Here is a 21,311-nt window from a genome sequence, read left to right as displayed (position 1 = left end):
CCGCGATCAGTTTCAGCCCTGGGCGGCCTTGACGAACTTCTCGCCACCGCGCTTGGCGAGGTCGTCGAACGCCTTGTGGCCCTCACCGTTCATCGGGACGTAGGCGAGCCGCATGACGCCGGTGCCCTGCTGGGCGATGAGAACGTCGGACTCGAGCTTCATCTTGAGCTCGGGGATCTCCATGGTCAGGCGGACGCCCGTGGACGACTCGCCGGTCTTGACGGTGGGCAGCGCGGCGGCCTTGACCGGAACCGGCTGGCCGTCCTGGACCATGGTGAAGGTGGCGCAGGCGGCGGTGGCGGTCTCGACGCTCTTGACGAAGTCGGCGGCGCCGGTGCCCTGCATGCTGAAGATCTGCTGCGCGAGCAGGCTGGTGCCGTCGGCGCTCGCGAACTCCTGGTTGCCGCCCATGGTCGCGCCGTCGATCTTGTCGGACATGAGCTGGGCGAGCGGCTGGCACTCGGGCTTCTCGGCCTTGGCCTGGTCGTCCGTGCTGGGGGCGGCCTCCTCCTTCCAGCCCTTGGGCAGGTCGGCGGCCGTCAGGATGCCGGCCTTCATCTGCTCGGCCGTCAGCGGGGTGGCCGCGGGCTTCTCGGCCGGCTGCTCGGCGGCCTTGTCCTTGCCCTTGGCCGCGCTGTCGCCGCCCTTGTCGTCGGAGGAGCCACCGCACGCGGCGGTGAAGGTGAGCGCGGAAACGGTGAGCGCGACGGCGATGCCGCGACGGATGTGAGTACGCATGAGGGTGTGTTCTCCCCTAGAAGTGATGTCCTGGGGAGCTGCGGTTCCCCCCTCCCCGCCGTTGATCGGCCGCGCTGAGAATACACACAGGGAGATCACGAGAAGGGCACAGGACTGTCCTCACCCCGCCACTGTGCACATGGCCTTCCGCCGCCCCTCCGGGCTCGCCAGCCACTCCAGCTTCGCCGCCGTGTCCGCCTCCGGGAGCGGGGTGTGCAGCACGATCGTCAGGTCGGGCCGGGCGGGAACGCGCAGTTGGGTCGACTCCACGTGCAGCGTGCCGACCACCGGGTGCTCCAGCTCCTTGTGGACCTGGCCCGCCGGGGCGATGTCACGGCGCTCCCACAGTTCGGCGAACTCCGCGCTGGCGGCCTTCGCCTCCTCCACCACGTCGCGGAAGCCCTCGTCGTCGGGGCACTCCGAGCACGCCGCCCGGAACTGGGCGACGAGCTGTGGGGCGTTGCGGGCCCAGCTCTTGGAACGCGACCGGTAGAGGGGGTCGGTGAAGAAGGCGATGACGCCGTTCTGCGGCATGCCGGGACGCATACCGAGCACGGTCGTCGCCGAGTCGTTGTACATGACCGTGTTGCAGTACCGGTCCATGATGTGCGCGGGGTACGGCATCCACGCGTCGATCAGCCGCCGCAGCCCGTCGCACATGTCCCGCTGGTCCGGATCCACCTCGGGCGGCGGCGGGTTGAGCCCGGCCAGTACGTAGAGGTGGCGGCGTTCGGCGGGGCTCAGCCGGAGCACCCGCGCCACCGCGTCGAGCACCTGCGGGGACACGGTGATGTCCCGGCCCTGCTCCAGCCACTGATACCAGGACACCCCGACGCCCGCGAGGACGGCGACCTCCTCACGGCGGAGGCCGGGAGTACGGCGCCGGGCGCCGCCGGGAAGTCCCGCCTCGACGGGTGTGACGCGGGCGCGACGGCTCCTGAGGAACGCGCGCAGCTCCGCGAGCCGGTGGGCCTTGGCGCTCGCGCTTTCGGTCGCTGTCACCCCGTCGTCCTCCCCCTGCCTGGTGGTGCGGCCAACAGGATAAGTGCCCGCTCCCCGCGGCGGCTTCGGTGGACGGAGGGTCGGGGCATGACGATCGACACTTCCGTGCGCGGCCGTGCCGCGGCACCCTCGCCCGAGCGGCTGAACCGCCGCGGCAAACTGATCCTGTTCGTGCTGTGCGCCGCCCAGTTCATGGTGGCGCTCGACTTCTCCGTGCTGAACGTGGCGCTGCCCGTCCTGGGCAAGGACCTGGGGCTCGGCCAGTCGGCGCTGCAGTGGGCGGTCACCGCGTTCGCGCTGCCGTCGGGCGGGTTCCTGCTGCTGTTCGGGCGGATCGCCGACCTGTACGGGCGGCGCAGGCTGTTCCTGACGGGACTGGTGGTGTTCGGCGGCGCGTCGCTGCTGGCGACGTTCGCCTGGGACCCGGCGTCGTTCCTGACGGGGCGGGCGCTCCAGGGGCTGGGGGCGGCGGTGATCGTGCCGACGGGGATGTCGCTGCTGACGACGACGTTCCCGGAGGGGCCGCTGCGTGACCGGGCGCTCGGTATCAGCGGCACGCTGATGTCGCTGGGCTTCACCGTCGGCATGGTGCTGGGCGGCGTCATGACCGACACGCTGGGCTGGCGCTCGACGATGGGGCTGCTGGCCGTTTTCACTCTGATCGTGCTGCCGCTGGCGCCGGGCCTGCTTCCCGAGTCCCGCACGCCCGACCGGCCCCGCCTCGACGTTCCGGGCGCCGTCACCGTCACCGGCGGGCTCCTGGCGCTGATCTACGCCCTGTCGACGGCGGCCGAGCACGGCTTCGGTGGCGCCGACGTCCGGGTGACTCTGGTCGCCGGGGTGGTCCTGCTGGTGGCGTTCGTCGTCGTGGAGTCCCGGACCGAGGCTCCGCTGGTGTCGCTGCCGATGCTGCGCCGGCGGACGGTGGCCTTCGGGAACCTCGGCGGGCTGGTCACCTTCTCGATGATGAGCGTCGTCGTCTTCGTCCTGACGCTGTACCTCCAGGAGACCCTGGGGCTGTCGGCCTTCGCGACGGGTCTCGTCTTCGGTGTGCAGGGTGCTCTGTCGGTGGTCGCCGGAACGCTGGCTCCGAGGGTGATCGGCCGCTTCGGCGCCCGGCGGGCGCTGGTCGGCTCACTGCTGGGGCAGGGGTTCTTCGTGGCGCTGCTGCTGGGCATCGGGCCGGAGTCGGGTGCGCTGCTGGCGACCGTCGGCGTCTCGCTGGCGAGCGTGTTCCACCTGGGCGCGATCATCTCGTACGGGCTGACGGTGACGTCCGGTGTGCCGGACGAGGAGCAGGGCCTGGCGACGGGTCTGGTCACCACCACGCAGCAGGTCGCCCTCACGGTCGGGATCCCGCTGCTGGGCGTGCTGGCCACCACCCACGGCGATCTCTTCGGCGGCGTCCGCACGGTTCTGGCGGTCGACGCGGCCATCGTCCTCGTCTCCGCCCTGCTGGTGGGCGTGGGCCTCTCCACGAGGGCCCGCCGCACCTAGGCGGGCCCCGCCGCCCAGGTGCGGTAGCGCGACGGGGCTCCAGTGCTACGGGCGGTCCAGGCGGAGGCGGGTGGCCTTCGGCAGGCCTGCGACGACGAGGTCGTAGGAGTCCTCGACCAGTTCGCGGACGAGGCGGTCCGGGAGGCCGGAGACGGTGACCGTGTTCCAGTGGCGTTTGTTCATGTGCCAGCCCGGCACGATCGCCGGGTGCTCGGCGCGCAGCCGGAGCGCGATCTCGGGGTCGCACTTGAGGTTGACGGTGAACGGCCGGACGTCCAGGGCGGAGAGCGCGAACATCTTGCCCGCGACCTTGAAGACCGACGTCTCCGGGCCGAACGGGAAGTCCTCCACCGCGTCGTTGAAGGACAGGCAGAACGCCCGCAGCTGGTCCGGGGTCATGCCACGGGCTCCGCGACAACGGTGACGATCTTGTTGCGGCGGCCCGCCGGGGACTCGGCCGTCAGGCGCAGGGACCGGCCGTCCGGCAGGTCGACCACCGCCGAAGCGCCGGCGATCGGCACCCGGCCGAGGGCCTTGGCGAGCAGGCCGCCGACCGTTTCGACGTCCTCGTCGTCGTACTCGTCGAGGCCGAACAGCTCGCCCAGGTCGCCGATGTCGAGCCGCGCGGTCACCCGGAAGCGGCCCTCTCCCAGCTCTTCGACGGGCGGCAGTTCCCGGTCGTACTCGTCGGTGATCTCACCGACGATCTCCTCCAGGATGTCCTCGATCGTGACGATGCCGGCCGTGCCGCCGTACTCGTCGATGACCACGGCGCAGTGGTTGCGCTCCTGCTGCATCTCCCGCAGCAGGTCGCCCGCGTTCTTGGTGTCGGGTACGAAGGTCGCGGCGCGCATCGCCGTGGAGACCAGGTCGGCCTCCGAGTCCCGGTTGATGTGGGTCTTGCGGACGAGGTCCTTCAGGTACACGATGCCGACGACGTCGTCCTCGTTGTCCCCGGTCACCGGGATGCGGGAGAAGCCGGAGCGCAGCGCGAGGGTCAGTGCCTGGCGGATGGTCTTGTACCGCTCGATGGAGACGAGGTCGGTGCGGGGGACCATCACCTCGCGTACGAGCGTGTCGCCGAGCTCGAAGACGGAGTGGACCATGCGCCGCTCGTCGTCCTCGATCAGGGACTCCTGCTCGGCGAGGTCGACCATGGCGCGCAGTTCGGCCTCGGAGGCGAAGGGGCCCTTGCGGAAGCCCTTGCCGGGCGTGAGCGCGTTGCCGATGAGGATCAGCAGTTGTGGCACCGGGCCCATGACACGGGCCAGCGGCAGCAGGACGTAGGCGGCGGCGGTCGCGGTGTTCAGCGGGTGCTGGCGGCCGATGGTGCGGGGTGACACGCCGACGGCGACGTACGACACGAGCACCATCACGCCTATCGCGACCAGCAGGGCGGACCAGGTCTCGTCGAACTCGTTCAGGCAGACGTAGGTGACCATCACCCCGGCCGCCATCTCGCACGCCACCCGGATGAGCAGCGCCAGGTTCAGGTACCGCGTGGGGTCGGAGGCGACCTGGACCAGCTTGGCGGCACCGCGCCGCCCCACCCGTACCGCCTCTGCGGCGCGGAAGCTGGAGACGCGGGCCAGGCCCGCCTCCGCGCAGGCGGCGAGCCAGGCGACCACGACCAGCGCGACCGCGCCGAGGATCAGCTGGGCGGTCATGAGACGGTCGGCGCCGGGGAGGGGCCCGTCAGACCCTTCTCCGCCCGCCAGCCGTCGATGATCGCCGCCTGGAGACCGAACATCTCGGCCTTCTCGTCCGGCTCCTCGTGGTCGTACCCGAGCAGGTGCAGCACTCCGTGGACGGTGAGGAGCTGGAGCTCCTCGTCCATGGAGTGCTGCGTCGGGGCGTCCTGGCCCTGCTTGGCGGCGACCTCCGGGCAGAGCACGATGTCGCCGAGCAGGCCCTGCGGGGGCTCCTCGTCGTCCTTGGACGGCGGGCGAAGCTCGTCCATCGGGAAGGACATGACGTCCGTCGGGCCCGGCAGGTCCATCCACTGGATGTGCAGCTGCTCCATCGCGTCCGCGTCCACCACGATCACCGACAGCTCGGAGAGGGGGTGGATGCGCATCCGCGTGAGGGCGTACCGGGCGACGTCGAGGATCGCCTGCTCGTCGACCTCGGTACCGGACTCGTTGTTGACGTCGATCGACATGGTGCTGGTGCGCTCTACTTCCCGTTTTGGTTGTCGTACTTCTCGTACGCGTCGACGATACGGCCGACGAGCTTGTGCCGTACGACGTCGTGCGACGTGAGCATCGAGAAGTGGACGTCCTCGACCCCGTCCAGGATCTCCCGGACCTGGCGCAGACCGCTCTTGGTGCCGCCCGGCAGGTCGACCTGGGTGATGTCGCCGGTAATGACGATCTTGGAGTCGAATCCGAGCCGGGTGAGGAACATCTTCATCTGCTCGGGGTTCGTGTTCTGCGCCTCGTCGAGGATGATGAACGCGTCGTTGAGCGTCCGCCCGCGCATGTACGCCAGGGGGGCGACCTCGATCGTGCCCGCCGCCATCAGGCGGGGGATCGAGTCGGGGTCGAGCATGTCGTGCAGCGCGTCGTACAGCGGGCGCAGGTACGGGTCGATCTTCTCGTAGAGCGTGCCGGGCAGGAAGCCGAGCCGCTCGCCCGCCTCGACGGCCGGCCGGGTCAGGATGATCCTGGTGACCTGCTTGGACTGCAGGGCCTGGACCGCCTTGGCCATGGCCAGGTACGTCTTGCCGGTGCCGGCGGGGCCGATGCCGAACACGACCGTGTGCTTGTCGATGGCGTCGACGTACCGCTTCTGGTTGAGCGTCTTGGGGCGGATGGTGCGGCCGCGGCTGGAGAGGATGTTCTGGGTGAGCACCTCGGCGGGGCTCTCCTGGCCGGGCTCGGCCGTGCCGTTCTCGCTCGCCCTGAGCATGGCGATCGAGCGTTCCACTGCGTCCTCCGTCATCGGCTGCCCGGTGCGGAGCACCAGCATCATCTCGTCGAACAGGCGCTGGATCAGAGCGACTTCCGCGGCCGGTCCGACCGCGCTGACCTCGTTGCCCCGGACATGGATGTCGGCGGCCGGGAACGCCTCTTCGATCACGCGCAGCAGGGCGTCTCCCGAGCCGAGCACGGTCACCATGGGGTGCTTGGCAGGGACGGTGAAGTGGGCTCGCGCCTGCTGGGTCTGGGCTGTGGGTGTCTGCGTCATGGGCCGGCTCTCAGGCCTGCACATACCTCCCGCTGCAGGGTTCTCGCTGCTCGACAACCTCTGGACATCCAGCGTACGTCGTGGCGCTGACAACCCCGAAGGCTTTTCCCGCCTCCGCGGCCGGGCCGGGCCTTACGCGGACCGGCCGAAGCCGATCGTGGGCACGGCCCGCCGCAGCGGCCAGGGCCTGATGGGGGCGGGCAGCAGCGACTCCAGGAACGCGTACCGGTGCAGGGCGTGCGGGTCCTGGCCGGAGCAGCCCTGGACGTAGTTCCACCAGGCGGCGACCTCCGCCCACCCCGGCGCGGACAGCGACCCGCCGAACTCCTGCACCGAGAGGGCGGCGGTCAGCCCGGCGAAGGCGAGCCGGTCGGCGAGCGGCCATCCGGCGAGCGTGCCGGTGACGAATCCGGCGACGAAGACGTCCCCCGCACCGGTCGGGTCGAGGGCGGCGACCTCGATGGCCGGGACCTCCGCGGTCTCGCCGGTCGCGCCGTCCACGGCGTACGCGCCCTCGGCGCCGAGGGTGACGACGGCGAGCGGCACCTTCTCGGCGAGCAGGCGGGCGGCGGCGCGCGGACAGGAGGTGCGCGTGTAGCGCATCGCCTCCTCCGCGTTGGGCAGGAACGCCTCGCAGTGGTCCAGGTCCGGCAGGGCGGCCAGTTCCCAGCGGCCGGTCTCGTCCCAGCCGGTGTCGGCGAAGATGCGGGTGGACCGGCGGGCGGCGTCGCCGACCCATTCCTCGGGGCGGCCGGGTGCGAGGGACGCGACGGCGGCACGCGCGCGTGGCGGTGACGCGGGCAGGGAGCCGTCCAGCGGCGGGGCCTCGTGTCCGTGGGACACCATGGTGCGTTCGCCCTCGTAGGCCATGGAGACGGTCACCGGCGAGTGCCAGCCGGGCACGGTCCGCGAGCGGGACAGGTCGATGCCCTCGCCCTGCTCCAGGGCGTCCCAGCAGTACTCGCCGTAGTGGTCGTCGCCGAAGGCCGCCGCCAGGGACGTGCGCAGGCCGAGCCTGGCGAGGGCGGTGGCCATGTTGGCGACGCCGCCGGGGCTGGAGCCCATGCCGCGCGCCCAGGTCTCGGTGCCGCGCACGGGGGCGCTGTCCAGTCCGGTGAAGATGATGTCGAGGAACACCGTCCCGGTGAGGAACACGTCGTAATCGGGATCGGCGGGGGTGCGCAGCGCGTCCAACGGGTCGATTCCGGCCGTGTGTTGCCGCTGCTGCTGCTCTCCTCGGGATGTGGTCACGGCGGGCTCCCCGGTCGCGGTACGGATCAGGACAGTGTGCCCGATTCTCGCCGTTCGCGACGGGCGTCGGCCCGGGAAAACATGTGTTCTTACCCGGCCCCGACCGGCGCAAACACCATGTGACCTGGATCACGCCGTCCCGCCTTCTCGTGCGACCGGCCCGCTTGATACAAATTGGCCCGCGTTCCCGTGCACGTTCCCGTACGACACCGGGCGCTCCCCCCTTCTCCCCTCTCCCTGTTCGGGAACGCCCATGCCCTCGCGCCCGCGCGCCCTGTGGCCGCTCGTCGCCGTGTTCACGGCCGGTTACCTCGCCGCGTACCTCCTTCCGACCGTCGTCGGCCGGCTCTCCGCCGGTCTCGGCCTGACCCCGGCCCAGGCCGGTCTGGTCGGCTCGGGTCTGCTCCTCGGCTCCGCCGCCGCGGGCTTCACGCTCGCGTCGCGCGTGGAACGGTACGGACCGCGCCGACTGGCCCGCGCGGGCCTGCTGGTGGCCCTCACGGGCTACGGCTGCGCCGCGCTCACCTCCGCCGTACCGCTGGTCGTGGCGGGCGCGGTGCTCGGCGGCTTCGGCTCCGGTACGGCGACGGCGGTCGCCGCGGCCGGGATCGCGGGGCAGCGCGATCCGCACCGCGCCTCCACGCTCGGCCTGCTGTCGGTGTCCGCCACCGCCGGTGCCCTGTACCTGACGCTTCCGCACCTGGGCGGCGGGCACGCGCTGCCGTTCGCGTCGCTCGCGCTGGTCGCGGCGGCCGTGTGGCCCGCGACGGGCCGGCTGGAGACCGGTCACGACACCGGCGAGGTCCGGGAGGCCGGCGCGCCGCTGCCGCGGCCGCGCGCGGGCCTGGTGCTGGCGGGCGCGATGGTGTGCTGGTCCATGGCGCAGAACGCCCTGTGGGGCGTCAGCGGCCGGATCGGACTCACCCAGGCGGGCCTGAGCGAGGTGACGGTCGGCGCGGTGTTCGCGGCGGCGCTCGGTGCCGGGCTGCTGGGCGTCACGGCGGCGGGAGCGCTGGGTGCGCGGCTCGGGCGGGCGGTGCCGATCGGCCTCGGTACGGTCGTGATCGCCGGCTGCATCGTGCTGAGCTCCGCCGCCGAGGGCCTGGTGTCCTTCGCTGCGGGCGAGATCCTGTGGAACGCCTGCTACCCGGTGGTCCTGTCGTACCTGATCGGTCTGGCCGCCTCCCTGGACCCGCGCGGCCGGTGGGCGGTTCTCGCCGGCTCGGCGTCCTCGCTGGGCGTGGCCTGCGGCCCCGTCGTCGGCAGCGTCCTGTCGGAACGGGCCGGCTACCCGGGCATGGGCCTGGTGCTGGGCGCCCTCCTGCTGCTGCTCGCCGTCCCGCTGACCGCCGTGGCCCTGCACACCTCGGGCCGCCCGCTCGTGCCGGGCGCGGTCCGCCGCCGCGGCGGTGCCCCCGCGGCGGTCGTGGCGGGCACCACGGGTGCGGCGACCGGTCTGGCCGCCCCGCAGATCGGCGCGCCGGAGCAGCCGGTCACGGAGTTCCCCGTCCGCTCCCTGGCCCCCCTGCTGGTCCGCCGCCGCGCCTACCGCCAGGCGGGCCCGTCGGGGCCTCAGGCCTGACGCGGGAGCCGGAGGGCGCTGGGCCACCAGGCACGCGGGCCGATGTCGATCACCAGGGCCGGTACCAGCAGGGAACGGACGACGAGGGTGTCCAGCAGGACGCCGAAGGCGACGATGAAGGCGATCTGGACGAGGAAGGCCAGCGGGATCACCATCAGCGCGGCGAAGGTCGCGGCGAGGACGACACCGGCGGACGTGATGACCCCTCCGGTGGTGGTCAGCCCCCGCAGGACGCCCTGACGGGTGCCGTGGGTGAGGGATTCCTCGCGTACACGGGACATCAGGAAGATGTTGTAGTCCACGCCCAGGGCGACCAGGAACACGAAGCCGTAGAGCGGCACGGAGGCGTCCGTCCCGCTGAAGCCGAGGAGCTGCTCGAAGACGAGCGCGGACACGCCCAGGGTGGCGAAGAAGTTGAGGGCGACGGTCGCCACCAGCAGGACGGGCACGAGCAGGGAGCGCAGCAGCAGCACGAGGATCAGCAGGATGACGGTCAGGACGACCGGGACGATGACGGCGCGGTCGCGGGCGGAGGTTCGCTGGGTGTCGTACTGCTGGGCCGTATAGCCGCCGACCAGCGCGTCGGCGCCCGGCACCGCGTGCACCCGCTCCCTCAGCCGCTGGACGGTGTCCTTCGCCGCGTCGCTGTCGGCGGGCGCGCCGAGTGTGGCGTCCAGGCGCACCCGTCCGTCCACGACGAGCGGGGCCCCGGTGCCCGGTCGGCCGCTCGCGGTGACGGGGGTGACCGTGGCGACGCCGTCGGTGCCCTCGGCGGCCGCCCGTACCTCGGTGGCCCGGTCGGCGTCGGTGATGACGACGGCCGGGTTGCCCGAGCCGCCGGGGAAGTGCCGGGCGAGGGTCTGCTGGGCGGCGACCGAGGGCGCGTCATTGACGAAGATCTCGTCCAGCGGCACCCCCTTGGACGACAGGGCGGGAGAGAACCCGGCGAGGACCAGGAGCACCAGCGCGGTGGACACCCACACCCGGCGCGGCGACCGGTCGATCACCGCGGCGATGCGGCGCCACACTCCGTGGCCCTCGGCGGTGGCGTCGGCGGGCTTGGGCGTGGCGGGCCAGTAGGCGGCTCGGCCCAGCAGGACCAGAACGGCCGGCAGGAAGGTCAGGGTGGCGAGGACCGCGCAGACGATGCCGATCGCGCCCACCGGCCCGAGGGCCCGGTTGTTCGTCAGGTCGCTCGCCAGCAGGGCCAGCAGACCGAGCGCCACGGTCGCCGCGCTGGCGGTGATCGCTCCGGCCGACCGGCGGACCGCGGCCCGCGCGGCCCTCGTCCGGTCACCGCGTGCGGCGAGCTCCTCCCGGAAACGCGCCGCGAGCAGCAGCGCGTAGTCGGTCGCGGCCCCGATGACGAGGATCGACAGGATCCCCTGGACCTGGCCGTCCACCCGGACCACGCCCCGGTCGGCCAGCGCGTACACCACCGCGCAGGCCAGACCCAGGGCGAACACCGCGCTGACGATGATCACCAGGGGCAGCAGCACGCTGCGGTAGACCAGCAGGAGGATCAGCAGGACCGCCCCGAGCGCCACGCCCAGCAGCAGTCCGTCGATACCGGCGAACGCGTCGGACAGGTCCGCCTGGGTGGCCGCGGGTCCGGCGATGTGGACCGAGGCACCCGGTACCGCTTGCGCCGCCCGCCGCACCTCGTCCAGCACCGCCGGTAGCTTGTCGCCCAGGTCGGGGGCGAGCGGGACGACCGCCTGCAGCGCCTCGCCGTCGTCGGAGACGATGGCCGGCGAGGGCGCGGCGGTGATGCCCGGCCGGCCGGCGAGGTCGGCGACCGCCCGGGTGGTAGCCGCGCGCTGCCCGGTGGTCACCCGGGCCCCGTCGGCCGTCCACACGACGATGGCGGGGACGGACGCCGATGCCTCGAACGCCTTGCGGGCTTCCAGGACCTTCGTCGACTCGGCGCTCCGCGGCAGGAACGCCGCCTGGTCGTTCGTGGCGACCTCGCCCAGCTTGCCCGCGTACGGCCCGAGCGTCCCGCCGATGCCCAGCCACACCAGCAGCAGCGCGAGCGGCACGATCCAGCGGACCCGGCCCCGGGTGTTCGTCACGGCGTGCTCCTCATGGGGTGTCCCTACCAGTCAGGTCATCGACGAGATCCATCGCCTTCCCTTCCGGTCGACGACCCGATCGGGTTGCAGCCCTTTGCCGTGCCGCTGCGCCGGAGGAACGCCGAGCAGGCCGCCGGCGGCTTCCCGCTAGTCGAACTCGTACGCGTCCACCTCGGCGAGGTACCGCGCCCTGCGCTCCTCGTCGTGGTCCAGGAACGACGCCACGAACGAGTTGCGGGCCAGCTCGCGCAGCCGCTCCTGGCCGAGGCCCAGCGCCTCGTGGACCGCGTGGAAGGTGTCACCGACGTACCCGCCGAAGTACGCCGGGTCGTCGGAGTTGACCGTCACCAGCAGCCCCGCCGCCATCATCGACGGCAGCGGGTGGTCCTCCAGGACGTCGACGGCGCGCAGCCGGACGTTCGACAGGGGGCACAGCGTCAACGGCACCCGCTCCCGTGCCAGCCGCTCCACCAGTTCCGCGTCCTCCATGGCCCGCAGACCGTGGTCGATCCGCTCGACGCCCAGGACGTCCAGCGCCTCGCGGATGTACGCGGGCGGGCCCTCCTCGCCCGCGTGCGCCACCTTGCGGAGGCCGAGCTCGCCCGCCGCCGCGTACACCTCGGCGAACTTCGCCGGCGGGTGGCCTACCTCGGCCGAGTCCAGGCCGACGCCCACGATGTGGTGCAGGTACGGCTCCGCCGCCCGGAGCGTCTCCATCGCCGACTCGGCCGACCGGTCACGCAGGAAGCACGTGATCAGCTGCGTGGAGATGCCGTGCCGCTCCTCGCTCCGCTCCAGCGCCCGCGCCAGCCCCTCGATCACCGTGCCGATGGGCACGCCCCGCTCGGTGTGCGCCTGCGGGTCGAAGAAGATCTCGGCGTGCCGTACGCCCTGCCGCGCGGCCCGCTCCAGGTAGGCGTCGGCGAGCTCCGTGAAGTCGTCGGCGGTGTGCAGCACGGCCATCAGCCCGTAGTACAGGTCCAGGAAGGACTGCAGGTCGCTGAAGAGGTACGCCTTGCGCAGCTCCTCGGTGTCGGCGTACGGCAGCTCGACCCCGTTGCGCGCGGCGAGCGCGAAGGCGAGTTCGGGTTCGAGGGTGCCCTCGATGTGGAGGTGAAGTTCCGCTTTGGGGAGCGCTTCGGGCAGGTGCATGGTGCGTGGCCTTACTGGCGTGGTGCCTTACGGGCGTGGTGCCTTACTGGCTGGCGTGGTGCCTTACCGGTGTGGTGGCCGGTGGCCTTACTTGGCGTGGTGGCCTTACTGATGTGGTGGCCCTACCGGCGTTTGGGGAGGGGGACGCGGATGAGGTCCTGGGCGACGGTCAGCTCACCGTCGAAACCGGCCGCCCGCGCTTGCTGCTCGAAGAGGTCGGGGTCGCTGTAGCGCTGCGAGAAGTGGGTGAGCACGAGGTGACGCACACCCGCGGCGTGGGCCACCGCGGCGGCCTGACCGGCCGTCAGGTGGCCGTGGTCCTCGGCCAGGACGGCGTCCTCGTCGAGGAACGTCGACTCGATGACCAGCATGTCGCAGTCCTCGGCGAGCGCGTGGACACCGTCGCACAGCCGGGTGTCCATGACGAACGCGAAGCTCTGCCCGCGCCGCACCTCGCTGACGTCCTCCAGGCGCACCCCGCCCAGCGCGCCCTCGCGCTGGATACGGCCCACGTCCGGGCCCTTGATGCCGTGCGCGGCGAGTCTCCCGGGCAGCATCCGGATCCCGTCCGGCTCGGTGAGCCGGTAGCCGAAGGACTCGACGGGGTGCGAGAGGCGGCGCGCCTCAAGGGTGTACGCGGAGGTCGTGGCGAGCGCGCCGTCGTCGGCGACGGGCGCCTCGACCAGCTTCACCGTCTCGCGGTAGGCGGTCGCGTACCGCAGCCGGTCGAAGAAGCGCTGCCCGCTCGCCGGGTAGTGCGCGGTGACCGGGTGCGGGACCTGGTCGAGGTTGATGCGCTGGATCACCCCGGCGAGGCCCAGGGAGTGGTCGCCGTGGAAGTGCGTGACGCAGATGCGGTCGATGTCGTGCGCGGCCACCCCGGCGCGCAGCATCTGGCGCTGGGTGCCCTCGCCCGGGTCGAAGAGGATGCCCTCGCCGTCCCAGCGCAGCAGGTAGCCGTTGTGGTTGCGGTGCCGGGTGGGCACCTGACTGGCGGTGCCCAGCACGACGAGTTCACGGACGGACATCCGGCGTCCTATCCGGGAGGCCAGTTGAGGCCGCGGCCGCCGAGCACATGGGCGTGCGCGTGCCACACGGTCTGACCGGCGCCGGTGCCGGTGTTGAAGACGATGCGGTAGCCGACGCCGTCGACCTTCTCGTCCTCGGCGACGTGTCCGGCCTCGCGCAGGACGTCCGCCGCCAGCTCGGGGGCCCCGGCGGCAAGCGCCGCGGCGTCCCGGTAGTGCGCCTTGGGGATGACCAGGACGTGGGTGGGCGCCTGCGGGTTGATGTCGCGGAAGGCGACGGTCGTCTCCGACTCACGGACGATCGTGGCCGGGACCTCCCCCGCCACGATCTTGCAGAACAGACAGTCGCTCTGCGGCTCTCCGGCCATGTCCTGGTCCTTTCTGTCACCGGCTGTGTACGAGGGCACTCTATCGGCGGCCGGGCGCGCGTCTGTTGAGCGCCGACCGGCTGACCCAGTACGTGATGACCACGCCCCAGAACAGCGGCGCGCCGAACCCGGCGACGACGCCCGCGCCCGCCCTCGGCAGCGCCAGCGTGACCAGCGAGTGCAGGCCCAGCAGACCCACCGCCCCGGCCATCCACAGCACCGGAGGGCACTTCCGGGAGATCAGCAGCATGGGGCGCCGCAGGCGTGGCGCGACGCGCCGCCGCATCCACAGGAACCAGGCGGTCCACAGCGCCAGGACCACGCCGATGCCGATCAGCTCACTGGTGATCGCGCCCGCCCCGCTGCCCCCGGTGCGCAGGGGGGCGGAGCCGATGCCCGCGGCCATGAACCCGGCGAGGGCCACCCAGCGCGCGCCCGCGGCGGTGCCCCAGGCCATGGTCTCCAGGTTGAACCGGGCCTCGCGGTCCTCCAGGTCGAGCGCGGCCGAGTCGACGAACCCCTCGGCGGCCCTGGTCCACGCGCCGCGCCGGAACCAGCGGCGGCGCAGGTGCAGCAGCGACAGGTTGTTGTGGGCCTCGCTGCTCTCGGGGTTGAGGCGCAGCGCGGTCTCGTAGGCCTTCTCGGCGGTGCGGTAGTCCTTCAGCTGATAGGCGGTCAGGCCGACCAGGAAGTGGGTGGCGTCCTCCTCCGGGCCCAGCTCGACCGAGCGGACGGCGAGCGCGTACGCCTCGCGGAGCCGCGCCGGGTGCCCCGAGCGGGAGAGGATCGTGCCGAGCACGTGGTAGCCGCTCCAGTGGTGCGGTACGAGGGCGAGGCCGCGCCGGGCGGCGTCCTCCGCGGCCGCCCACTGGGGCCCGTTCACCGGTCCGTGGGCCAGCAGGTCGGCGCGCAGGAACCATGCCGACGGCAGCTCGGGGTCGGCGCGCAGCGCCTCGTCGGCCAGGCGCAGCGCCTCGGCGCGGTCACCGAGGTGGCGGCGGCAGCGGGCGAGCAGGGCGAGGGCCCGTGCGTCGTCCGGGTTCTGGGCGAGGTGCTGTGCGGTGAGGGCGGCGGCCTGCTCGTACCGCTCCAGGTCGTAGAGCGCCTCGGCCCGGTCGAGCGTCAGCGCCTGCGAGGCGGGCGGGGTGGGCGGGGTGGTCACAGCTTGCGCTTCCTCTTCAGGTACGCGAGGAGGTCGTCGTACATGCCGCCGTCGTTGGCGAACGTCGCCACGTTGCGGGCGGCCGAGAACCAGGGCTCGGTGGACGGCCGTATCTGCTTGGCCGCGCCCATCAGGTCCTTCATGTTGATCATCCGTACGGTGCCGGTGCGGGCCGAGTCGAGCAGCGCGGCCTCGGCGGCGGTCTCGCAGACGTGGGCGAGGTCCGCGCCGGAGAAGTCCTCGGTGGCCTTGACGAGCTTGCCCAGGTCGACCGCCTCGATGGGGCGGTCACGCAGGTGGTAGCGGAGGATCGCGTCGCGCGCGGCGGCGTCCGGGGGGAGCACCAGCAAAGTGCGGTCGAGGCGGCCGGGGCGGCGCAGGGCGATGTCCACGTCCCAGGGGACGTTGGTGGCGGCGAGGACGAACACGCCGTCGTTGCTGTCGGCGGCGATGCCGTCCAGTTCGGTGAGGAGCTGGTTGACGACGTTGCGCAGCCCGCTGTGGTGGCTGCGGCTGCGCTTGGCGCCCAGCGCGTCGAGCTCGTCGAGGAAGACGACGCAGGGGGCCTGGGCGCGGGCGGTCTCGAAGATGTCGTGGACGTTCTTCTCGGAGGCGCCGATGTACATGTCGAGGATGTCGCTGAGCGAGATCGACAGGAAGTTCGCGCCGAGTTCACCGGCGACCGCGCGGGCGATGAACGTCTTGCCGCAGCCGGGAGGCCCGTACAGCAGGAGTCCGCCGCGCAGGCTCTTGCCGTACAGCTTGCGCAGCTCGGGGTTGCGCATGGGCGCGAGGAAGGCGGCCTCCAGGCGGTCCTTGACCTCCTGCATGCCGCCGACGTCCGCGAGCCGTACGGCGCCGGGCGCGTCGACGTCCCAGGCCTCGGCGTCACCCGGGTCGTCCCCGTGGCCGTCGACGGTGAGGGGCGCCTCGGTGCCGTCGACGAACCGGGGCGGCACGATGTCGCCGACCTCCCGCTCGGCGGCCGTCCAGTCGAAGTCCTCGCGGGGCCGGGAAGTCGGAGCCGTCGGCGGGGCTTGCGGCGCCGGCGGCGTGTGCGGGGCCTGCGGCGCCGGCGGGGACGCGGGCGGCATGCCCATGGCGCGGGCCATCAGCGCGCGGGCGTCCGGGTCACCGGGGGCGTGCTGGAGGGCGACGGCCGCCTCGGTCACGGCTTCGTCGTTCCGCCCTGCCTGGAGGAGGAGTTCGGCGAGGTGCAGCCGCAGGGGTACGTCGTCGGGCGCGGCGGCGACGGCGGTGCGGAGGCTGCGGAGGAGGGGAGACTCGTCGGACATGCCGCCACCTTACGGACCCGGTACGACACCGGATCCGGGGCCCCTGCCGTCCCCGGCGCGGGCCGCCTCAGGACCAGCGGCCGGTGCGTCCCAGCAGCAGGGCGGTGGCGGCCGTCCCGGCGGTCGACGTGCGCAGCACGGTGCGACCGAGCCGGTAGGGCTTGGCGCCCGCCTCGGCGAACACCGCCAACTCGTCGGGCGACACGCCCCCTTCGGGGCCCACGACGAGCACGATCCGGCCGGTGGTGGGCAGTTCGGCGGTGGCCAGCGGCTGGGCGCCCTCCTCGTGGAGGACGGCGGCGAAGTCCGCCTCGGCGAGCAGCCGGGCGACCTGCTTGGTGGTGGCGGCGTCCGCGACGTCCGGGAAGCGGAGGCGGCGCGACTGCTTGCCCGCCTCCCGCGCGGTGGCCCGCCACTTGGCGAGCGCCTTCAGGCCCCGGTCACCCTTCCACTGCGTGATGCACCGGGACGCCGCCCACGGCACGATCGCGTCGGCACCCGTCTCGGTCATGGTCTCCACCGCGAGCTCGCCCCGGTCGCCCTTGGGAAGGGCCTGGACCACGGTGATACGAGGGGTGGGCTCGGGTTCGGCGCGTACCTCGGTCACCGTCACGTCGAGACGGTCCTTGCCCTCGACGGCCGCGACCGTGCCGTACGCGCCGGTGCCGGCGCCGTCCGTGAGGACGATCTCCTCGCCGACGCGCATGCGGCGTACGGAGACGGCGTGGCGCCCCTCGGGTCCGTCGAGGGTGACGGTTCCGGCGGTCGCCGGTACGTGGTCGACCAGGAAGACGGGCGCGGTCATGACGCGGCGCCCCGCAGCGCGAGGGCGGCCACCGCGGCGCCCAGCTCGGCGTTCAGGACCTCCACCAGCCGTCCGGCGGGCAGCTCGCGCGCCATCCGGTGGCCCTGCCCGGCCCACAGCGCCATGCCCTGCGGGTCGCCCGCCTTGGCCGCGGCCTTGCGCAGCCCGCTCGTCAGGTGGTGCACCTCGGGGTACGCGGCCGGGGCGTAGGGGCCGTGCTCGTGCATGAACCGGTTGACCAGGCCCCGGGCGGGGCGGCCGGAGAACGCCCGCGTCAGCTCGGTGCGGGTGAACAGCGGGTTGGTCATGGCCTGCTTGTGCAGGGCGTGCGCGCCCGACTCGGGGCACACCAGGAACGCGGTGCCGAGCTGCGCGGCCTCGGCGCCGGCCGCGAGGACCGCGGCGATCTGGCTGCCGCGCATCAGGCCGCCCGCGGCGACGATCGGCAGCGGCACGGTCTCCTTCACCAGCGAGACCAGGGACAGCAGCCCCGTGCCGGCGCCGCCGGTCTCCGGGTCGTCGCGGTGCCTGCCCTGGTGCCCGCCGGCCTCGATGCCCTGGACGCACACGGCGTCGGCGCCCACCTGCTGCGCGGCCTGCGCCTCCTCGGGCGACGTCACCGTCACGACGGTGACCGTCCCGGCGCGCGCGAACGCGGCCACGGTCTCGCGGGTCGGGCACCCGAAGGTGAACGACACCAGCGGGACCGGGTCCTCCAGCAGGATGGCCAGCTTGGCCTCGTACCCGTCGTCCCGCCCCGCGTCGGAGTCGCCCAGGGGGGTGTCGTACCAGTTGGCCTCACCGGCGAGCTGGTGCCGGTACACGTCCACCGCGGCAGGGTCGGCGTGCCCGGGCTGCGGCATGAACAGGTTGACGCCGAAGGGCCGCGAGGTCAGCCCGCGTACCTGCTTGATCTCCTGGTACATGCCGTCGGCGGTCTTGTACCCGGCGGCCAGGAACCCCAGGCCGCCGGCCTCGGACACGGCCGCCACGAGTTGCGGACAGGAGGCGCCACCCGCCATGGGGGCCTGCACGATCGGGTACCGGCAGAGATCGGTCAGTGCGGAGGACATGCACGCATGGTGTCACGCCCCCGCACCCGCACCGAACCCAGAGGGCTCACCGCCCGTTGAACGCGTCCTTCAGTCGGGAGAACAGACCCTGCTGCCCCGGCTGGAACTGTCCCGTGGGCCGCTCCTCGCCGCGCAGCTTCGCCAGCTCCCGCAGCAGCCGCTCCTGCTCGGGGTCGAGCTTCGACGGCGTCTGGACCTCGACGTGCACGATGAGGTCGCCGCGTCCGCCGCCGCGCAGGTGCGTCACACCGCGCCCGTGCAGCGGGATCGACTGACCCGACTGCGTACCGGGCCGGACGTCGACCTCCTCCAGCCCGTCCAGCGTCTCCAGCGGGCACTTGGTGCCCAGTGCGGCCGCCGTCATGGGGATGGTCACCGTGCAGTGCAGGTCGTCGCCGCGCCGCTGGAAGACCGGGTGCGGCAGCTCGTGGATCTCGACGTACAGGTCACCGGCCGGACCGCCGCCGGGGCCGACCTCGCCCTCGCCGGCCAGCTGGATGCGGGTGCCGTTGTCGACACCGGCCGGGATCTTGACCGTGAGCGTACGACGGGACCGGACACGGCCGTCGCCCGCGCACTCGGGGCACGGGGTCGGGACGACCGTGCCGAAGCCCTGGCACTGCGGGCAGGGGCGGGAGGTCATGACCTGGCCCAGGAAGGACCGCGTGACCTGGGAGACCTCGCCACGGCCGCGGCACATGTCACACGTCTGCGCCGACGTGCCGGGCGCGGCGCCCTCACCGGAGCAGGTGGTGCAGACGACGGCCGTGTCGACCTGGATGTCCTTGGTCGTGCCGAAGGCCGCCTCGTTGAGGTCGATCTCCAGCCGGATCATCGCGTCCTGGCCGCGCCGTGTACGTGACCGGGGGCCGCGCTGGGACGCCGTACCGAAGAAGGCGTCCATGATGTCCGAGAAGTTGCCGAAGCCACCCGCGCCGAAGCCGCCCGCGCCCGCACCGCCGCCGGAGGCGGACAGCGGGTCGCCGCCGAGGTCGTAGACCTGCTTCTTCTGCGGGTCCGACAACACCTCGTAGGCGGCGTTGATCTCCTTGAACCGCTCCTGCGTCTTCGGATCGGGGTTGACGTCCGGGTGCAGCTCGCGGGCGAGCCTCCGGAACGCCTTCTTGATCTCGTCCTGGGACGCGTCGCGGCGTACGCCGAGTACGGCGTAGTAGTCCGTGGCCACTTACGACTCCGCCAGGATCTGTCCGACGTAACGTGCCACTGCGCGTACCGCTCCCATCGTTCCGGGGTAGTCCATGCGGGTCGGTCCGACCACGCCGAGTTTGGCGACTGCCTCGTCGCCCGAACCGTAGCCGACCGCGACGACGGACGTGGAGTTGAGGCCCTCGTGGGCGTTCTCGTGCCCGATACGTACGGTCATGGCCGAGTCCTTGGCCTCGCCGAGCAGCTTCAGGAGCACCACCTGCTCCTCCAGCGCCTCCAGCACCGGCCGGATCGTCAGCGGGAAGTCGTGCCCGAAGCGGGTGAGATTGGCGGTGCCGCCGATCATCAGCCGCTCCTCGGTCTCCTCCACCAGCGTCTCCAGCAGGGTGGCGAGGACCGTGGAGACGGTCCCCCGGTCCTCCGCCTCGAAGGACTCGGGGAGGTCCTGCACCAGCTGGGGTACGTCCGTGAAGCGCCGGCCCACGACGCGGCTGTTCAGCCGCGCCCGCAGGTCGGCCACGGACGTCTCGCCGAACGGCGCGGGGCAGTCGACCATGCGCTGCTCCACACGGCCCGTGTCGGTGATCAGGACGAGCATCAGCCGGGCGGGGGCCAGCGACAGCAGCTCCACATGACGCACGGTGGAGCGCGTCAGGGACGGGTACTGCACCACCGCGACCTGCCGGGTCAGCTGCGCGAGCAGCCGTACCGTACGGCCGACGACGTCGTCCAGGTCGACGGCACCGTCCAGGAAGTTCTGGATGGCGCGCCGCTCCGGCGACGACAGCGGCTTGACGCCGGCGAGCTTGTCCACGAAGAGGCGATAGCCCTTGTCGGTGGGGATGCGGCCCGCGCTGGTGTGGGGCTGGGCGATGAAGCCCTCCTCCTCCAGCACCGCCATGTCGTTGCGCACGGTGGCGGGCGAGACGCCGAGGTTGTGACGCTCCGTGAGGGCCTTGGAACCGACGGGTTCCTCGGTGCCCACGTAGTCCTGGACGATGGCGCGCAGCACCTCGAGTCTGCGTTCGCTGAGCATCGCGCGCACCTCCAGCTGGCTGTGGTTCCTTCTGCGTCGCTGGCACTCACCTTGCCCGAGTGCCAACCTTCCCCCGGCAAGTGTACGGCTCCGGGGTACGGCCCTAGCAAGAGCGGCCGACCACGCTACCGCGCGACTGCGCTGGTGGTTGCGGATAGCGTCGCGGTATGGACGTCAGTTGGGAAGAGTTCGGCTGGGAGCGTCTCGCCGACGGCGTGGGCCGCAAGAGGCTGCCGGTGTGGGACGCGACGACCGCGTTGGTGGTCGGCGAGGACGGCGCTCTGCTGTACGACACGGGCGCGACGCTCCGTGAGGGCGCCGGGATCCGCGCGCAGGCGCAGGCGCTGATGGGCGGCCGGAGAGTGACGCATATCGCATTGAGCCACCCCCATTTCGATCATGTCCTCGGCACGGCGGCGTTCTCGGGGACGGAGGTGTACGGGGCGGTCGGCATCGACGCCGTGCTGACCAAGGACCCGGACGCGCTGCGCGGCGACGCCGTACGGCACGGGGTGGCCGAGAAGGACGCCGTGGAGGCGACGGACGTCCTGGTGGCGCCGCACCACCTGGTGTCCGGCGAGTGGACGCTCGAGCTGGGCGGGCGGCAGGTGCTGCTGGCGAATGTGGGGCCGGGTCACAGCGGCCACGACCTGGCCGTCCTCGTGCCGGGCGACCGGGAGGTCGTGCTGTGCGGTGACCTGGTGGAGGAGTCGGGTGACCCGCAGGCCGGGCCGGACGCCATCCCCTCACGCTGGCCGGCCGCCCTGGACCGGCTGCTGGAGCTGGGCGGCGAGGACGCCGTGTACGTGCCGGGGCACGGGGCCGTCGTGGACGCCGCTTTCGTACGCGCCCAACGCGATGAGCTGGCCCGGCGGTTCAGGGTGTCGTAGC

General features: G+C 72.5%; 20 protein-coding genes. 3 read left to right on the top strand and 17 right to left on the bottom strand.

Going from position 1 to position 21,311, the window contains the following annotated elements; all coding sequences use genetic code 11:
• Positions 1-12 precede the first annotated feature (12 nt).
• The gene (locus ACZ6C1_RS12925) at positions 13-738 is read right to left on the bottom strand and encodes a hypothetical protein (protein WP_469240305.1); all 726 of its coding nucleotides are present in this window, start codon (positions 736-738) and stop codon (positions 13-15) included.
• Between the two features lie 120 nt (positions 739-858).
• Positions 859-1,740: a helix-turn-helix transcriptional regulator gene (locus tag ACZ6C1_RS12920; protein ID WP_469240303.1), complete on the bottom strand. Its 882-nt coding sequence runs from the start codon at positions 1,738-1,740 to the stop codon at positions 859-861.
• Between the two features lie 87 nt (positions 1,741-1,827).
• On the opposite strand from ACZ6C1_RS12920, the gene ACZ6C1_RS12915 reads away from it, so the two are divergent.
• Entirely contained in the window at positions 1,828-3,237 is a 1,410-nt protein-coding gene (locus tag ACZ6C1_RS12915) for an MFS transporter (protein WP_469240301.1), read from the top strand.
• Positions 3,238-3,282: 45 nt separating this feature from the next.
• On the opposite strand, the gene ACZ6C1_RS12910 is transcribed toward ACZ6C1_RS12915, so the two are convergent.
• The 5 genes from ACZ6C1_RS12910 to ACZ6C1_RS12890 form a co-directional block, all read right to left on the bottom strand.
• Positions 3,283-3,636: an MmcQ/YjbR family DNA-binding protein gene (locus ACZ6C1_RS12910; RefSeq protein WP_469240300.1), complete on the bottom strand. Its 354-nt coding sequence runs from the start codon at positions 3,634-3,636 to the stop codon at positions 3,283-3,285.
• Positions 3,633-4,904 (bottom strand): hemolysin family protein, encoded by a 1,272-nt coding sequence (locus ACZ6C1_RS12905; protein WP_469240299.1) that lies wholly within the window; start codon positions 4,902-4,904, stop codon positions 3,633-3,635. The genes ACZ6C1_RS12910 and ACZ6C1_RS12905 overlap by 4 nt, the downstream gene beginning before the upstream one ends.
• Complete coding sequence (ybeY, locus tag ACZ6C1_RS12900; RefSeq protein ID WP_469240298.1) at positions 4,901-5,398, bottom strand: rRNA maturation RNase YbeY; 498 nt, start codon at positions 5,396-5,398, stop codon at positions 4,901-4,903. The genes ACZ6C1_RS12905 and ybeY overlap by 4 nt, the downstream gene beginning before the upstream one ends.
• A 14-nt stretch (positions 5,399-5,412) precedes the next feature.
• Positions 5,413-6,426, bottom strand: a complete 1,014-nt coding sequence (locus tag ACZ6C1_RS12895) for a PhoH family protein (RefSeq protein WP_469240297.1) — start codon at positions 6,424-6,426, stop codon at positions 5,413-5,415.
• 132 nt (positions 6,427-6,558) lie between these two features.
• Positions 6,559-7,677: a carbohydrate kinase family protein gene (locus ACZ6C1_RS12890; RefSeq protein ID WP_469240296.1), complete on the bottom strand. Its 1,119-nt coding sequence runs from the start codon at positions 7,675-7,677 to the stop codon at positions 6,559-6,561.
• Positions 7,678-7,930: 253 nt separating this feature from the next.
• On the opposite strand from ACZ6C1_RS12890, the gene ACZ6C1_RS12885 reads away from it, so the two are divergent.
• Positions 7,931-9,259: an MFS transporter gene (locus ACZ6C1_RS12885; protein WP_469240295.1), complete on the top strand. Its 1,329-nt coding sequence runs from the start codon at positions 7,931-7,933 to the stop codon at positions 9,257-9,259.
• On the opposite strand, the gene ACZ6C1_RS12880 is transcribed toward ACZ6C1_RS12885, so the two are convergent.
• The 10 genes from ACZ6C1_RS12880 to hrcA all read right to left on the bottom strand — a co-directional run bounded on the left by ACZ6C1_RS12880 (position 9,250) and on the right by hrcA (position 20,420).
• Entirely contained in the window at positions 9,250-11,334 is a 2,085-nt protein-coding gene (locus ACZ6C1_RS12880; protein WP_469240294.1) for an MMPL family transporter, read from the bottom strand. The genes ACZ6C1_RS12885 and ACZ6C1_RS12880 overlap by 10 nt on opposite strands.
• Positions 11,335-11,481: 147 nt before the next feature.
• Entirely contained in the window at positions 11,482-12,486 is a 1,005-nt protein-coding gene (locus ACZ6C1_RS12875) for an adenosine deaminase (protein WP_469240293.1), read from the bottom strand.
• 122 nt (positions 12,487-12,608) lie between these two features.
• Positions 12,609-13,514: a ribonuclease Z gene (locus ACZ6C1_RS12870; protein WP_469240292.1), complete on the bottom strand. Its 906-nt coding sequence runs from the start codon at positions 13,512-13,514 to the stop codon at positions 12,609-12,611.
• Positions 13,515-13,522: 8 nt separating this feature from the next.
• Positions 13,523-13,882 carry a histidine triad nucleotide-binding protein gene (locus ACZ6C1_RS12865; RefSeq protein ID WP_469240291.1) on the bottom strand — a complete coding sequence of 120 codons (360 nt, stop codon included), beginning with the start codon at positions 13,880-13,882 and terminating at the stop codon, positions 13,523-13,525.
• Positions 13,883-13,922: 40 nt separating this feature from the next.
• Positions 13,923-15,044 (bottom strand): tetratricopeptide repeat protein, encoded by a 1,122-nt coding sequence (locus tag ACZ6C1_RS12860; RefSeq protein WP_469240290.1) that lies wholly within the window; start codon positions 15,042-15,044, stop codon positions 13,923-13,925.
• Entirely contained in the window at positions 15,041-16,339 is a 1,299-nt protein-coding gene (locus ACZ6C1_RS12855; protein WP_469240289.1) for an ATP-binding protein, read from the bottom strand. The genes ACZ6C1_RS12860 and ACZ6C1_RS12855 overlap by 4 nt, the downstream gene beginning before the upstream one ends.
• 67 nt (positions 16,340-16,406) lie before the next feature.
• The gene (locus tag ACZ6C1_RS12850) at positions 16,407-17,144 is read right to left on the bottom strand and encodes a 16S rRNA (uracil(1498)-N(3))-methyltransferase (RefSeq protein WP_469240288.1); all 738 of its coding nucleotides are present in this window, start codon (positions 17,142-17,144) and stop codon (positions 16,407-16,409) included.
• Positions 17,141-18,217, bottom strand: coding sequence for a nitronate monooxygenase (locus ACZ6C1_RS12845; RefSeq protein ID WP_469240287.1), 1,077 nt, complete (start codon positions 18,215-18,217; stop codon positions 17,141-17,143). Before ACZ6C1_RS12845 ends, ACZ6C1_RS12850 begins: the two co-directional genes overlap by 4 nt.
• Positions 18,218-18,263: 46 nt before the next feature.
• Positions 18,264-19,403 (bottom strand): molecular chaperone DnaJ, encoded by a 1,140-nt coding sequence (dnaJ, locus tag ACZ6C1_RS12840; RefSeq protein WP_336323870.1) that lies wholly within the window; start codon positions 19,401-19,403, stop codon positions 18,264-18,266.
• A complete protein-coding gene (gene hrcA / locus ACZ6C1_RS12835) occupies positions 19,404-20,420 on the bottom strand; it encodes a heat-inducible transcriptional repressor HrcA (protein ID WP_351817260.1) in 1,017 nt (338 codons plus the stop codon).
• Positions 20,421-20,587: 167 nt separating this feature from the next.
• Between hrcA and ACZ6C1_RS12830 the strand changes: the two genes are divergently transcribed.
• The gene (locus tag ACZ6C1_RS12830; RefSeq protein ID WP_469240286.1) at positions 20,588-21,310 is read left to right on the top strand and encodes an MBL fold metallo-hydrolase; all 723 of its coding nucleotides are present in this window, start codon (positions 20,588-20,590) and stop codon (positions 21,308-21,310) included.
• The last annotated feature ends 1 nt before the right edge of the window (position 21,311 follow it).

The sequence above is a fragment of the Streptomyces sp. NPDC041796 genome (assembly GCF_055590785.1).
The sequence above is the reverse complement of the archived record's forward strand: the minus strand, read 5'-3'. Positions and strand labels throughout refer to the sequence as shown.